The sequence below is a fragment of the Phenylobacterium sp. genome (assembly GCF_016793225.1).
In the GTDB taxonomy this organism is placed as follows: domain Bacteria; phylum Pseudomonadota; class Alphaproteobacteria; order Caulobacterales; family Caulobacteraceae; genus Phenylobacterium.
This window is the reverse complement of the sequence record NZ_JAEUMN010000103.1, coordinates 1-13,545: the sequence shown is the minus strand read 5'-3', so window position 1 is coordinate 13,545 and position 13,545 is coordinate 1. Positions and strand designations below refer to the sequence as shown.

The following is a 13,545-nucleotide window of genomic DNA, read 5'->3' as shown; positions in this document are numbered from 1 at the left end:
GGAGAGTTCCAAGGCCGCATGATCGAGTCCCCGTACTACACGCCCGAGCACGAGATCTTCCGCGCCGACGTGCGCCGGTTCCTGGACCGCGAGTGCGTTCCCAACCGGGTCGCCTGGCAGAAGGCCTGCAAGCCGCCGCGCGAGTTCTGGACCAAGGCCGGCGAGGCAGGCCTCCTGTGCCCGAAGGTCTCGCCGGAGTACGGCGGCGCCGGCGGCGACCTGTGGCACGGCTTCGTCATCATGGAGGAGCAGACGCGGGCCGCCTTCAACGAGCTGGCCTTCTACCTGCACTCCGACATCATCGCGCCCTACATCGAGCTCTACGGCACCGAGGACCAGAAGCGGCGCTACCTGCCGAAGATGGCGTCGGGCGAGATCGTCTCGGCCATCGCCATGACCGAGCCCGGGGCCGGCTCGGACCTGCAGGGGATCCGCACCCGGGCGCGGCGCGAGGGCGACCACTACGTCCTCGACGGCCAGAAGACCTTCATCAGCAACGCCCAGAACGCCGAGCTGATCGTGGTGGCCGCCAAGACCGATCCCGACGCCGGCGCGCGCGGCGTGAGCCTGCTGCTGCTCGACACGCCCGGCGCGGAGGGCTTCACCCTCGGCCGCAACCTCAAGAAGGTGGGCAACAAGGTGCAGGACACCTCCGAGCTCTTCTTCGAGGGCGTGCGCGTGCCGGTCGAGAACCTGCTGGGCGGCGTCGAGGGGCGGGGCTTCTACCAGCTCATGCAGCGGCTCCCCGAGGAACGGCTGATCATGGCCATGTCGGCGGTGGTGCAGATGGAATGCGCCGTCGACGAGACGGTCGCCTACGCCCGCAGCCGCGAGACGTTCGGCCGGAAGCTGGCCGACCACCAGGCGGTCCGTCACAAGCTGGCCGAGTGCAAGACGGTGGCGACCGTGGCGCGGGCCTACCTCGAGCGCTGCATCGACCTCTTCGTGGAGAACCGCTTCGACGCCCAGGCCGGCGCCATGGCCAAGTGGTGGACGACCGAGCGGTGCTGCGAGGTGATCGACGAGTGCCTGCAGCTGTTCGGCGGCTACGGCTACATGCGCGACACGCCGATCGCGCGCCGCTGGGCCGACGTGCGCCTCGGCCGCATCGCGGGCGGCACGAACGAGATCATGAAGGACCTGATCGGGCGGGCGCTATGAACACGCACCCCTCCGCGCCAGGCCTGTCGCCCGCGACGTCGCTGCCTTTCCGGGACGACCACGAGATGCTGCGCCAGACCGCGCGGCGCTTCTTCGAGACCGAGTGCGCGCCGCACCGCGAGGCGTGGGACGAGGCCGGCATGGTCCCGCGCGCGATCTGGCGGCGCGCGGGCGAGCTCGGGCTGCTTTGCCCGCGCATCGACCCGGCGTACGGCGGCGCCGGCGGCGACCTGCTGCACGCCATCGTGCTCACCGAGGAACAGGTGAAGGCGGGCGTCGTGGCGCCCATGATCTCGCTGCACAACGACGTGGTGGCGCCTTACCTGGTGGCGTACGGCTCGGAGGCGCAGAAGGCCCGCGCGCTGCCGAGGATGGCCACCGGCGAGTGGCTGGGCGCCATCGCCATGACCGAGCCCTCCGCCGGCAGCGACCTGCGCGGCATGAAGACCCGCGCGCGGCGCGACGGCGACGACTACGTGATCTCGGGCCAGAAGACCTTCATCAGCCACGGCGCCACGGCGGACCTCATCGTGCTGGCCGCCCAGGCCGAGGCGGGGATCAGCCTGTTCCTCGTGGAGACGGACGGGCTGGCGGGCTTCAGCCGCGGCGCGCCGCTGGACAAGATGGGCCAGTTCTCCGCCGACACGGCCGAGATCTTCTTCGACGAGGTCCGCCTGCCCGCCTCGGCCCTGCTGGGCGGCGAGGAGGGACGCGGCTTCGCCCAGCTGGGCGAGCGGCTGGTCGAGGAGCGGCTGATGACCGGCGTGGTCGCGCAGGCCTTCATGGAGACCGCGATCGACCACACGGTCGCCTACACCCGCGAACGCAAGGCCTTCGGCCAGCGGATCATCGATTTCCAGAACAGCCGCTTCCGGCTGGCGGAGGCCCGCACCGAGGCGGTGGTCTGCCGCACCTTCCTGGAGCGGTGCGTGACGAAGTTCATGGCCGGCCGCCTCGACGCCTCGGAAGCGGCGATGCTGAAGTGGTGGTCCACCGAGCAGCAGAACCGGATCGTCGACGCCTGCGTGCAGCTGCACGGCGGCTACGGCTACATGCTCGAGTACCCCATCGCCCGCATGTGGCTCGATAGCCGGGTCGCCAAGATCTACGGCGGCGCGAACGAGATCATGAAGGACATCATCGGCAGGGCCCTATGACCCACAGTCTCGACGCCCAGGCCGATCCGGGCGGGCCGCCCGTCCGCCTGACCCGCGACGGGGCGGTCGCCGTCCTCACGCTCAACCGGCCGGACGCGGCCAACACCATCGACGCGCCGCTCGCCGCCGCGTTCCGCGAGACCCTGGAGGCGCTCGACGGCGACGAGAGCGTGCGCGCCCTCTTGCTGCAGGGCGAAGGCCGGATGTTCTGCGCCGGAGGCGACCTGACCAGCTTCGCCGAGCAGGGGCTGGGCGCCGCGCGCTATGTGGAAGGCCTGATCGCCGACCTGCACGCCGGGCTGGAGCGGCTCTTCGCCTTCCACGCGCCCGTGGTGGCCGCGGTGCACGGCGCGGCCGCCGGGGCCGGGCTGGGCCTCGCCATGGCCGCGGACCTCGTCATCGCCGGCGAGAACGCGCGGTTCGTGATGGCCTACACGCGTTCGGGCCTGACGCCCGACGGCGGCACGAGCTGGGCGCTCCCGCGGCTGGTGGGCCTGCGGCGGGCGCTGGAGCTGACCTACCTGAACCCGACGCTGACCGCCGCGGAGGCGCGGGACCAGGGACTGGTCACCGAGGTCGTCCCCGACAGCGCCGTGGGCGCCCGCGCCGGCGAACTGGCCCGCGAACTCGCCGCGGGACCGACGGCCGCCTACGCCGCGGCGCGCCGCCTGCTGCGCGAGTCGATCCGGCCGGAGTACGCCGCCCACCTGCGCCGGGAAGCGGTCGGCATCGTCGAGGCCTTCTCGAGCCGCGACGGCCTCGAAGGCGTCCGCGCCTTCCAGGAGCGCCGCGCGCCGGTGTTCCATGGCCGCTGACGGCGCGGACCGCGACCTTCCGTTCTGGCGGCTGGCCGTCTACGCCCTCCCGGCGGTCCCGATGTCGTTCCTGTTCGTGCCGCTGACCGCCCTGCTGCCGGCGTTCTACGCCCAGGAGCTGGGCCTCAGCCTGAGCGTGGTCGGCGGGTTCCTGCTGGTCTCGCGGCTGTTCGACATGGTCGTGGACCCGTTCCTCGGCCGGCTCTCGGACGGGACCCGGTCGAGGTACGGCCGCCGCAAGCCCTGGATCGCCCTGGGCGCGCCGATCTGCATGGTGGGCGCGGTCCTGGTGTTCATGCCGCCCGCCCAGATCGGCGGCTGGTGGCTGCTGATGGCCACCGCGGTGATCTACTTCGGCGCCTCGATGCTGGGGCTGTCCCACGCCGCCTGGGGCGCCGAGATCGTCCAGAGCTACCACGGCCGCTCGAAGGTCGCCGGCTTCCGCGAGAGCGCCAATGTGCTGGGCATCGTCGTCGCCTCGTCCGTCCCCGCCATCACCGCGCTGCAGGGCCACGGCATCGACCGCTACACCATGGCGGTGATGGGCTGGACGGTGGTCATCCTGACCCCCCTGACCGCCTGGGCCGCGCTGCGCTTCGTGCCCGAGCGGCTCGCGCCGCCCGAGACGCCGTCCCCGTGGCTTCCGGCGCTGAGGAGCCTGCTGCGTAACCGGCCCTTCTGCCTGCTGTGCGCGGGCTATGTGGTGCTCAACATCGGCGCGGGCATCACCAACGCCACCCTGGTCTTCTTCATCTCGCACTACCTCAAGCAGCCCGAGGTGATCGGGCCGACCCTGCTGGCGTCGTTCGGCGCGGTGCTGGCGGGCGTGCCGTTCTGGGTGGCGGTCAGCCGGCGCATCGGCAAGCACCGCGCCGCGGGCCTGTCGCTGCTGGTCGCCATCTCGCTCAGCGGCCTGCTCGCCACCCAGCTCAGGCCCGGCGACGGCTGGCTGTTCGTGGCGCTGATGGCCGTGCTGGGGATCACCAGCGCCGCGTTCCTCACCCTGCCGCTGGGCATCATGGGCGACGTCATCGACTACGACACGCTGAAGACCGGCGAGTCGCGCGGCGGCCTGTTCTTCGGCTTCTGGGCGTTCTTCTCGCAGATCTCGCCCGCCATCGCGGTCGGCGCGGCGCTGCCCCTGCTGGAGGCGGCCGGCTTCCATCCCCGCGGCCCGAACGCGCCCGAGGCGCTGCAGGCCCTGCGGTACGTCTACTGTCTGGCGCCCATCCCGTTCTTCCTGTTCGGGGCCTGGATGTTCCTGACCTTCCCGCTCGATGCGCGGCGCCACGGCATCGTGCGCCGCCGGCTGGACCGGCGCGCCGCGCGCCCGTCCCCGCCGGCGCAAACCGTTTCCGCACCCCCCTTGGAGGCGTCATGAACTTCGAAGACTTCCGCGGCCATGACGCCGTGGGGCTCGCCGAGCGGGTCGCGCGCCGCGACGTGAGCCCGGACGAGCTGCTGGACGCGGTCCTCGCGCGCATGGACGCGGTCAACGGCCGCCTGAACGCCGTGATCGCCACCTACGAGGCCGAGGCGCGCGCGGCCATCAAGGCCGGCCTGCCGGACGGTCCGCTGAAGGGCGTGCCCTATCCGATCAAGGACATCTCGGTGCACATGGCCGGCAAGCCCACGGGCGCCGGATCGCGCCTCTTCAGGGACCTGGTGGTCGAGAACGACAGCGCGATCGTGGCCGCGTACCGCAGGGCCGGTCTGGTCCTGTTCGGCAAGACCAACACGCCGGAATTCGGGATCGCCACGGTGACCGAGCCGGTGGCGAACGGCGCCACGCTGAACCCCTGGAACGAGGCCGTCACGCCCGGCGGCTCCTCGGGCGGGGCGTCCGCGGCGGTGGCCGCCGGCATCGTGCCCGCCGCGCACGGCAGCGACGGCGGCGGCTCGATCCGCACGCCCGCCTCCTGCTGCGGCCTGTTCGGCCTCAAGCCGTCGCGCGGCCGGGTCTCGCTCTCGCCGGCGGGCGAGGGGTGGGGCGGCCTGTCGGTACAGCACGCCCTGACCCGCTCCGTGCGCGACAGCGCGACCCTGCTGGACATCGCCTGCCAGCCGCAGCCCGGGGACCCCTACTGGCTGGAGCCGCCGGCGCGTCCGTTCGCGTCCGAGGTGCGGCGCGACCCCGGCCGCCTGCAGATCGGCTTCACCACCGACGCCCTGATCTGGGGCGAGCTGTTCCCGGAGAACGTGAAGGCCGTGCGCGACGCCGCCCGGCTCTGCGAGGCGCTGGGCCACCACGTGGAGGAAGCCAGGCCCGACGTCGATTTCCAGCAGATGGCCCTGCACGCCAACACCGCCGTCAGTTCGGCCACCGCGGCCAATCTCGAGAACGAGGCGGCCCGCCGCGGCGCGCCGATCCGCGAGGACGAGGTCGAGACCCTGACCTGGCAGATCTACCAGACCGGCCTGGGCTTCAGCGGCGTCCAGGTGGCCCAGGCCATCCAGCACCTGCACGCCCTCAGCCGCCGGCTCGCGGCCTTCTTCGAGCGCTACGACATCCTGCTCCTGGCCACCAACGGCAAGCCGCCGCAGCCGAAGGGCAGCATCGACATGAACGCGGCCGATCTCTCCGACTACGCCGAGCGGCTCTACAGCTTCATCCCCAACACCCAGCCGTTCAACGTCGGCGGCCAGCCGGCGATGAGCGTGCCGCTCGCCTGGACGGACGACGGCCTGCCGATCGGCGTGCAGTTCGTGGCGCGCGGCGGCGCGGAGGCGCTGCTGTTCCGCCTGGCCGGCCAGCTCGAGCGCGCCCAGCCCTGGTTCCACAAGGTTCCCGCCCTATGACGCGTCCCTCCGTCCGCATCGCCGGCGTGGGCATGACCCCCTTCGCCACCCCGCGCCAGGCCCGGCCCTATACGGAGCTGGCGGCCGAGGCGGCCCGCGGCGCCCTGGCCGACTGCGGGCTGGCGTACGATCGCGTGCAGCAGGTCTTCGCCGGCTACGTCTACGGCGACTCCACCAGCGGCCAGCGCGCCGCCTACGAGGTCGGCCTCACGGGCGTCCCGGTGGTCAACGTCAACAACAACTGCTCCACGGGGTCCACGGCGCTGTTCCTGGCGCGCCAGGCGGTGGAGAGCGGCGAGGTCGACTGCGCCCTGGCGCTCGGCTTCGAGCAGATGCCGGCCGGCGCCATCGCCGAGACCTTCGCGGATCGCCCGAGCCCGCTCGAACCGTTCCTGGAGGTGGCCGACCGCCGTCACGGGGCCAGCGACGCGCCGCTCGCGCTGCGGCTCTTCGGCGGCGCCGGGCGGGACTACGCCGACGCGTACGGCGTCGCCCCCGAGACCTTCGCCCGCGTCGCCGTCAAGGCGCGCGCCCACGCCGCGAACAACCCCAATGCGGTGTTCCGCGATCCGCTCACCGTCGAGGCGGTGATGGCGAGCCCCATGATGTTCGAGCCGGTGCTCACGCGGCTGCAGTGCTGCCCGCCCACTTGCGGGGCGGCGGCGGCCGTCGTGGTGTCGGACGCCTTCGTCCGGCGGCATGGTCTTTCCGACGCCGTCCGCCTGCGGGCCCAGGCGATGACCACGGATCGGGCCGACAGCTTCGCCGGCGACATGACGGCGGCGGTGGGGATGGGGCTGACCCGCCGGGCCGCGGACGCCGTCTACGCCGCGGCCGGGGTGGAGCCCGCCGACATCCCGGTGGTGGAGCTGCACGACTGCTTCACCGTCAACGAGGTGCTCAGCTACGAGGCCCTGGGGCTGGCGCCCGCCGGCGGCGCCGAGCGCCTGATCGCCGACGGCGGCAACACCTACGGCGGTCGCCACGTGGTCAACCCGTCGGGCGGGCTCCTCGCCAAGGGCCACCCGCTCGGCGCGACGGGCCTGGCGCAGTGCTACGAGCTGGTCCAGCAGCTGCGCGGTCGCGCCGGCGCGCGGCAGGTGGAGGGCGCGCGGCTCGCGCTGCAGCACAACCTGGGCCTGGGCGGCGCCTGCGTCGTCACCCTCTACGAGGGCGGCGTCCCGGCCTAGCCTGGCCGCCGCCCCCTACGATCCGCCCGCGGAGACCTGCTCGCGGCTGCGCAAGGCCGCGAGATTGGCCTCGTGGGCGGCGCGGTTGATGGGGAAGCGGGAGACGATGAACATCGCCACGATGTTGCCGCCCACGATCAGCGGCACGGCGATCAGGACCAGCTGGTTCATGATCCCCATGTCCACCGTTCCCGGCAGCGCCTTCGCCGGGAAGGCGACCCAGCTCAGGAGCGCGCCGGCGACCACCGCGCCCAGGGCCGCGCCCCATTTGTCGAGCAGGCCGAACGCGCCGTAGAGCACGCCCTCCGATCGCAGGCCCGACTTCACGGCCACGTCGTCGGCGGCGTCCGCCAGCAGCGAATTGAACATCACCAGAAAGCCGATCGAGAAGGCGGTCGCGAAGAACGCGGCGGCGACCAGCATGACCACCAGGGCGGTCGAACCGTTGGGCGGCGTCATCCCCAGGCTCCGCGCCACGAAGGGGAGGCTGAAGCTGATCGCCCAGCCGACGTAGCAGCACATCAGGAACGGCGTCTTGCCGATGCGGGCGGAAATGCGCGGCGCGGCCCACAGCATGGCGATGGCCGCGAACGGGGAGACGAACAGCACATAGGCCATCTGCTGCGGCTTCAGCAGCCAGAAGTGCAGCGAGAAATAGGCCTGCAGGCCGAACTGCACGCCCCCGCCGAAGCCGTTGAGCAGCGTCGTGCCCATCAGGAACTGCATCGGGCGCTGCCGGACGATGAAGAGCATCTCGCCGGCGGTCTCGCGGATCGTGACCTTGCGCACGGGGGGCACGTGCAGGTGGCGGATGCGGCCGTGCGTGCTGAGGGTGGCGACGATGATCACGAAGAACATCACGGCCGCCGCGAAGAGCCCGAATTCGGCGTACCGCTCGCGGTTCAGCACGCCCAGGGGATTGGCGGCGTCCTCGCGCAGGAAGACCTGGTAGAGGATCGCGCTCATCGCGGCGGCGCCGCCGTAGATGAAGAGATAGCGCCACGCGATCAGGGCGGTGCGTTCGTCGTAGGCGGGGGCCAGTTCCGGCGCCAGCGCCAGCGAGGGGATCTCGTAGAACGACACCGCGATCCGCACGAACAGCAGCATGCCGACCATGAAGGCCAGGAGGCCGACGGTCCCCAGGCCCTCGGGGGCGTGCCACATGGCGATGATCCCCACCGCCGCCGGGAGGGCCGAGGCGTACATGAGCAGGTGCCGGCGGCCCAGCGGCGTGCGCAGGTTGTCCGAGAAGCGGCCGATCATCGGGTCGATGACGCTGTCGACGAGGATGGTCAGGGCGAGCGCCATGCCGACCCACGCCGCCTCGAGCCCGATCACCTGGTTGAAGTAGAGCTGCAGCACGCCGCCCGACAGCACCGTCGCCGAGACGCCGTACGCCAGCGACCCGAAGCCGTACCCGAGCCGCACGCCGAGGCTGAGCGGCGGCGCGCCCCCGGCCTGGGACTGGGCCGTCACGCGGCGCCGCCCGCGGGCCGGGCCGCGAGGAGGGCGCCGCCGAGCAGTTCCTGCAGGCGCGGCGTGGTCGGGTAGGGCTGGTGGCGGTACTGCCGGAACCCTTCGGCCAGCTCGACGCCGAAGAGCCGGCCCTGCCGGCGGGTCCAGGCCTCCATGGAGGCCCCGTGGTCGTCGATGCCGTGCTGCTTGGCGACCCAGGCCGCCTGGCTCCGGTGGCAGGCCAGCATGGCGCGCTTGGTCTCGAACGCCGCGGCGACATCGGCCCCGAACTCGGGATCGACCCGCCCGCCCGTGCGGTCGTGGCCGCCGATCGGGTCGCAGAGGTAGAGGTGCGGAATGCCCTCGAGCGGCGCGGCGTCGCCGGTGCGGTAGTTGGGGACCGGGGCGGCGAAACAGGCGTCCCGGACCAGCAGGCCGATGGCCTCGTGATCCGGGTGGTAGTCCACCGGCGAGGACGCGATCACGACGTCGGGCCGGACCTCGCGGAGCAGTTCGGTGACGCGCCGCCGGGTGGGATCGTCGCTGAAGACCCCCAGGTCGGGGAGGCCGAGGCAGCGGTAGTCCGCGCCGATCAGGGCCGCCGCCTCGGCGGCCTCGGCCATGCGGATGCGGGCCGTCTCCTGCGGCTCGTGCTCGGCGGACCCGCAGTCGCCGGCGGTGGCGGTCACGAGGGTGACGTGATGTCCGCTGCGGGCGAGCAGGGCCAGGGCGCCCGCCGCCAGCATCTCGATGTCGTCAGGGTGGGCGTGGACCGCCAGGATGCGGGCCATCCGGTCACCCGTCCCGCTTGGGAAGGTCGAGACCTTGATTGACGTGAACGCGCCAGGGGTAGTGGTCGCCTTCGCCCTCGACGCCCACCGCCGACAGGTGGTTGGCGACCGCCTTGCGCCAGCCGCGCGAGACGTTGGCCGTGGTCATGTGCGGTGTCTTGGAGTGGTGGAAGGTCACGGAGCCACGGCGGATCGGGCAGACCACCGTGCGGCTTTCGTCCGGCGAGCACATCAGAAGGTCGCTGGCCATGCCCTCCACGCGCCGATGCTCGAGGATGCCGTCCCGGTGGCCGCGGTCGATGAAGTGCATGCAGCCGTTGGTGGCGTCGACGTCCTGCAGCGGGATCCAGCAGGTGACCCCCTTGTCCTCGAGGGCGCGGCCCCAGTAGCCCTCGTCCTGGTGCCACTCGGTGGGCACGCTCTTGCCGGCCGGCTTGGCCAGGTACTGGTCGTACCAGAAGGCCATGGGCTTCCCCATCAGCGCCGAACCGAACTCGACGAGCCACTTGCGGTAGGGCTGGTCGGCGATCTCCTTCCAGACCAGCGACGGCCAGGACTGCACGATACGGAACGAGCGGTTCTCGCGATCCTCGCTTTCGTCCCACGCCCAGTCGAAGGCCAGGCGCTCCTTGTCGGTCAGCAGGCTCTCGCACTTGGTTTCGAGGAGGTCGAGGTCGGCCTTCGGGATGGCGTCCTCCACCACCAGCCAGCCATGCTCGGCGAAGAAATCCAGATCTCTCTGGGTCGGGGCGGGGAACGGCATGGGGGTGGTCTCGACGCTTGACCGAAGGGCTGGCAGAAAGTTAGTGGTCACTAAGTAATTGGTCAAGGACACGGATGTGAGAGAGGACTGCGCCCCGCTGGCCTACGCCGGACCGACGGCCGAGCGGGTGGCCTTTCCGCTGGGGGGACTCGGCGCGGGCATGGTCTGCCTGTCGGGCGCGGGGGCGCTGACGGCGGTGTCCGTCCGCAACGCGCCCGCGCTCCTGAACGAGCCCTTCGTGTTCGCGGCGGTGCGGTGGTCGACGGCCGCGGGGCAGGGCGCGCGCGTGCTCGAGGGCCCGACGCCGGGATGGAAGGTCACCTTCCCCTGGCCCGACTCGACGGGCACCGGACGGGGCCAGCAGGGCAAGACGTTCGGCCTCCCGCGCTTCCCGGGCGCCGCGTTCCAGGCGCGCTTCCCGTTCGCCACGCTGACCCTGGATCCCGGCGAGGGGCCGCTGGCCTGCCGGGTCGTCGGCTGGAGCCCGTTCGTGCCGGGCGACGCCGACGCCTCCAGCCTGCCGGTGGCCGGGCTGGAGTACGAGATCGAGAACCGCTCGCCGGAGCCGGCCGAGGTGATCCTCTCGTTCCATGCTCGCAACTTCATGCGCGTGGCCGGCGCGACGGCGCCCGCCGGCGTCGCCGCCTCGGGCCAAGCGGTCACGCTCTGGCAGTCCGCCGGCGACGATCGGCCCGAGGACGAGGGCGCCTTCACCATCGCCTGCGACGCGCCCGGGACCGTGGCCAGCGCGCGCTGGTTCCGCGGCGGCTGGTGGGACCCGGTGACCGACCTCTGGCGCGGCGTCGCCGAAGGTCGGATTCCGCCCGCGGGGGCGCACGAGGAGGGCGCGCCCAGCGACGGCGGCAGCCTCTATGTCCCGTTCGTGCTGGCGCCGGGCGAGCGCCGGCGCGTCGGCGTCCGGCTCTCGTGGTACGTCCCCAGGACGTCGCTGCGGCGCGGCGGCGGACCGTTCGACCCGGAAGGCCGTCACGACGGGACCGAGACGCACGTCCCCTGGTACGCCGGCCGCTTCCAGAGCCGCGAGGCGCTGGCGGCGTTCTGGGCCGACAACTACGACCGGCTGCGACGGGAGTCCGAGGCGTTCGCGACGTGCCTCACCGACCAGGTCCTGCCGCCGGAGGTGCTCGAGGCCGTCAGCGCCAACCTCACAATCCTGAAGTCGCCCACCGTGGAGCGCCAGGCCGATGGCCGGATCTTCATGTGGGAGGGCTGCGCCGACAACGAGGGCAGCTTCGAGGGTTCGTGCACCCACGTGTTCAACTACGCCCAGTCGATGGCGCACCTGTTTCCGGCGTTGGAGCGGACGCTGCGCGAGACCGAGTTCTTCGTGAACCAGGACGAGACGGGCCATCAGAACTTCCGCGCGCAGCTTCCGATCCGGCCCAACCCGCGGCGCGCGCGGCCGGCGGCCGACGGGCAGCTGGGCGGGATCGTGAAGGCCTATCGCGACTGGCGCATCAGCGGCGACGACGCGTGGCTGACGCGTCTCTGGCCGCGCGTCGCGGCCAGCCTCGACTACGCGATCCGCACCTGGGACCCGGGTGAGGAAGGCTGGCTCACCGAGCCGCACCACAACACCTACGACATCGAGTTCTGGGGCCCCGACGGGATGGCCGGGACCATCTACCTCGCCGCCCTCCGGGCCGCGGCGGAGATTGCCGAAGCGGTGGGCGCGCCGGCGGATCGCTACCGGGCGCTCTCCGAAAAGGCGACCGCGCGGCTGGAAGGCGACCTCTTCAACGGCGAGTACTTCATCCAGCAGGTCCGGTGGGACGAGCGGGCCCTCGAGGGGCGGATCTCGGCCGAGACCCGCGCCAGCATCGAGCGCGAGGGGCCGAAGTACCAGTACGCCGGGGGCTGCCTCTCGGACGGGGTCGTGGGCGAGTGGATGGCGCGGGTGTCGGGCCTGGCGACCGGCCTCGACGGCGGGAAGGTCGCTTCGCACCTTCGCGCCGTGCACCGCTACAACTTCCGCCCCTCGCTCCGCGATCACGCCAACCCGCAGCGGCCGGCCTACGCGCTGGGCGACGAGGCGGCCCTGCTGCTCTGCAGCTGGCCCCACGGCGCGGCCCCGCACTTCCCGTTCGTCTACAGCGACGAGGCGTGGACGGGCATCGAGTACCAGGTCGCCGCCCACCTGATCCTGTGCGGGGAGGTCGATGCGGGGCTCGAGATCGTGCGGGCGGCCCGCTCCCGATACGACGGCCGGGTCCGCAACCCGTTCAGCGAGTTCGAGTGGGGGCACTGGTACGGGCGCGCCATGTCTTCGTGGTCGCTGCTGCAGGCGATGACCGGCCAGGACTACGACGCGCGCCGCCGGCAGCTGACCCTGGCGCCGGCCGTCCCGGGCGACGTCTCGGCCCTGCTCGCCACCGAGACCGGCTACGGGCTGGTCGGCGTGCGCGACGGCGAGCCCTTCGTCCAGGTCCGGAGCGGCCGGATCGAGGTCGACACCCTCGACTACCGGCCCTTCGCCCGCGCGTCATGATCGCCATCGAGACCTTTCCGACCGCCGACGCGATGGGCGAGAGCCTGGCGCGCGAGATCCTCGCCGGGCTGCGCGACGCCGAGGCGGCGGGGCGGACCTACGTCCTGGGCTGCCCGGCCGGCCGCACGCCGCTGCCGGTGTACGCGGCGCTGGCGCGCGGGGCGCGCGGCCTGGACCTCGGCCGGCTGCACCTGATCCTGATGGACGAGTTCCTCGTCCGGGACGGCGAGGCCTGGCGGCGCGCGCCGACGTCCGCCCACCACAGCTGCGCGGGCTTCGCCATGCGCCACCTCGTGGCGTCGCTGCCGGGACTGCCGCCGGAGAACCTCCATGTGCCGGAGCCCGACGCGCCCGCCGCCTACGACGCGCTGATCGGGGACCTGGGCGGGATCGACCTCTTCCTGCTGGCCTCCGGCGCGACGGACGGGCACGTGGCGTTCAATCCGCCGGGCACGCCCCTGGACAGCACCACGCGGATCGTCGCCCTGGCGCAGGAGACGCGGCAGGACAACCTCGCGACCTTCCCGGACTTCCGGTCCCTCGAGCAGGTCCCGACCCACGGCGTGAGCATCGGCCTGGGCACGATCGCGCGCCACTCGCGGGCGGCGGCGATGATGCTGCACGGCGCGCACAAGGGGCCGGCGCTGCGGCGCCTGCGCAGCCTGGACCGGTTCAGCCCGTCGTGGCCCGCGAGCGTCGTCTACGCCTGCCGAAACCCCCGAATCCTGGCGGACGCCGCGGCGGCGGAAGCGGCGTCGGCCCCTGGCTCAAAGCCGGTTGTCAAAACACCTAGTGACCACTAAGTGTCCGTTGGACCCGGGCCTGCCCGACGCTTCTGGAGTTCCCATGCAGCAACGCAAACGACATCGGATCGCGGTCATCGGCCTGGGCATGCGGCTCGGGAT

The 13,545-nt window shown here is 72.3% G+C and carries 11 protein-coding genes; 8 read left to right on the top strand and 3 right to left on the bottom strand.

Annotated features, from left to right (window positions below; translation table 11 throughout):
* Positions 1–18 precede the first annotated feature (18 nt).
* The 6 genes from JNK30_RS12020 to JNK30_RS11995 are packed head-to-tail and all read left to right on the top strand — an operon-like array spanning position 19 to position 7,122.
* Complete coding sequence (locus JNK30_RS12020) at positions 19–1,161, top strand: acyl-CoA dehydrogenase family protein (RefSeq protein WP_293482477.1); 1,143 nt, start codon at positions 19–21, stop codon at positions 1,159–1,161.
* Positions 1,158–2,318, top strand: a complete 1,161-nt coding sequence (locus JNK30_RS12015; RefSeq protein WP_293482476.1) for an acyl-CoA dehydrogenase family protein — start codon at positions 1,158–1,160, stop codon at positions 2,316–2,318. Before JNK30_RS12020 ends, JNK30_RS12015 begins: the two co-directional genes overlap by 4 nt.
* Positions 2,315–3,133, top strand: coding sequence for an enoyl-CoA hydratase-related protein (locus JNK30_RS12010; RefSeq protein ID WP_293482475.1), 819 nt, complete (start codon positions 2,315–2,317; stop codon positions 3,131–3,133). Before JNK30_RS12015 ends, JNK30_RS12010 begins: the two co-directional genes overlap by 4 nt.
* Positions 3,123–4,514, top strand: a complete 1,392-nt coding sequence (locus JNK30_RS12005; protein ID WP_293482474.1) for an MFS transporter — start codon at positions 3,123–3,125, stop codon at positions 4,512–4,514. The genes JNK30_RS12010 and JNK30_RS12005 overlap by 11 nt, the downstream gene beginning before the upstream one ends.
* The gene (locus JNK30_RS12000) at positions 4,511–5,932 is read left to right on the top strand and encodes an amidase (RefSeq protein ID WP_293482473.1); all 1,422 of its coding nucleotides are present in this window, start codon (positions 4,511–4,513) and stop codon (positions 5,930–5,932) included. Before JNK30_RS12005 ends, JNK30_RS12000 begins: the two co-directional genes overlap by 4 nt.
* Entirely contained in the window at positions 5,929–7,122 is a 1,194-nt protein-coding gene (locus JNK30_RS11995) for a beta-ketoacyl synthase N-terminal-like domain-containing protein (RefSeq protein ID WP_293482472.1), read from the top strand. The genes JNK30_RS12000 and JNK30_RS11995 overlap by 4 nt, the downstream gene beginning before the upstream one ends.
* Positions 7,123–7,137: 15 nt before the next feature.
* Here the strand turns inward: JNK30_RS11995 and JNK30_RS11990 are convergent, their stop codons facing one another.
* Genes JNK30_RS11990 through JNK30_RS11980 form a run of 3 tightly spaced genes read right to left on the bottom strand, consistent with a single transcriptional unit; the run spans position 7,138 to position 10,131 of the window.
* Positions 7,138–8,598, bottom strand: coding sequence for an MFS transporter (locus JNK30_RS11990; RefSeq protein WP_293482471.1), 1,461 nt, complete (start codon positions 8,596–8,598; stop codon positions 7,138–7,140).
* On the bottom strand, positions 8,595–9,368 hold the full coding sequence (locus JNK30_RS11985) for a PIG-L family deacetylase (RefSeq protein ID WP_293482470.1): 774 nt from the start codon (positions 9,366–9,368) through the stop codon (positions 8,595–8,597). Before JNK30_RS11985 ends, JNK30_RS11990 begins: the two co-directional genes overlap by 4 nt.
* Before the next feature lie 4 nt (positions 9,369–9,372).
* On the bottom strand, positions 9,373–10,131 hold the full coding sequence (locus tag JNK30_RS11980; protein WP_293482469.1) for a phytanoyl-CoA dioxygenase family protein: 759 nt from the start codon (positions 10,129–10,131) through the stop codon (positions 9,373–9,375).
* Positions 10,132–10,207: 76 nt separating this feature from the next.
* Between JNK30_RS11980 and JNK30_RS11975 the strand changes: the two genes are divergently transcribed.
* Together JNK30_RS11975 and JNK30_RS11970 are read left to right on the top strand one after the other, a co-directional pair.
* Complete coding sequence (locus tag JNK30_RS11975) at positions 10,208–12,640, top strand: GH116 family glycosyl hydrolase (RefSeq protein WP_293482468.1); 2,433 nt, start codon at positions 10,208–10,210, stop codon at positions 12,638–12,640.
* Positions 12,637–13,443 carry a 6-phosphogluconolactonase gene (locus JNK30_RS11970; protein WP_293482467.1) on the top strand — a complete coding sequence of 269 codons (807 nt, stop codon included), beginning with the start codon at positions 12,637–12,639 and terminating at the stop codon, positions 13,441–13,443. Before JNK30_RS11975 ends, JNK30_RS11970 begins: the two co-directional genes overlap by 4 nt.
* Positions 13,444–13,545 lie beyond the last annotated feature (102 nt).

What these genes read in the sequence shown, in the direction of transcription:
- JNK30_RS11995 (WP_293482472.1), top strand. Translation starts at nt 5,929, where the DNA reads ATGACGCGTCCCTCCGTCCGCATCGCCGGCGTGGGCATGACCCCCTTC.
- JNK30_RS12015 (WP_293482476.1), top strand. Translation starts at nt 1,158, where the DNA reads ATGAACACGCACCCCTCCGCGCCAGGCCTGTCGCCCGCGACGTCGCTG.
- JNK30_RS12005 (WP_293482474.1), top strand. Translation starts at nt 3,123, where the DNA reads ATGGCCGCTGACGGCGCGGACCGCGACCTTCCGTTCTGGCGGCTGGCC.
- JNK30_RS12020 (WP_293482477.1), top strand. Translation starts at nt 19, where the DNA reads ATGATCGAGTCCCCGTACTACACGCCCGAGCACGAGATCTTCCGCGCC.
- JNK30_RS11980 (WP_293482469.1), bottom strand. Translation starts at nt 10,131, where the DNA reads ATGCCGTTCCCCGCCCCGACCCAGAGAGATCTGGATTTCTTCGCCGAG.
- JNK30_RS12000 (WP_293482473.1), top strand. Translation starts at nt 4,511, where the DNA reads ATGAACTTCGAAGACTTCCGCGGCCATGACGCCGTGGGGCTCGCCGAG.
- JNK30_RS12010 (WP_293482475.1), top strand. Translation starts at nt 2,315, where the DNA reads ATGACCCACAGTCTCGACGCCCAGGCCGATCCGGGCGGGCCGCCCGTC.
- JNK30_RS11970 (WP_293482467.1), top strand. Translation starts at nt 12,637, where the DNA reads ATGATCGCCATCGAGACCTTTCCGACCGCCGACGCGATGGGCGAGAGC.
- JNK30_RS11985 (WP_293482470.1), bottom strand. Translation starts at nt 9,368, where the DNA reads ATGGCCCGCATCCTGGCGGTCCACGCCCACCCTGACGACATCGAGATG.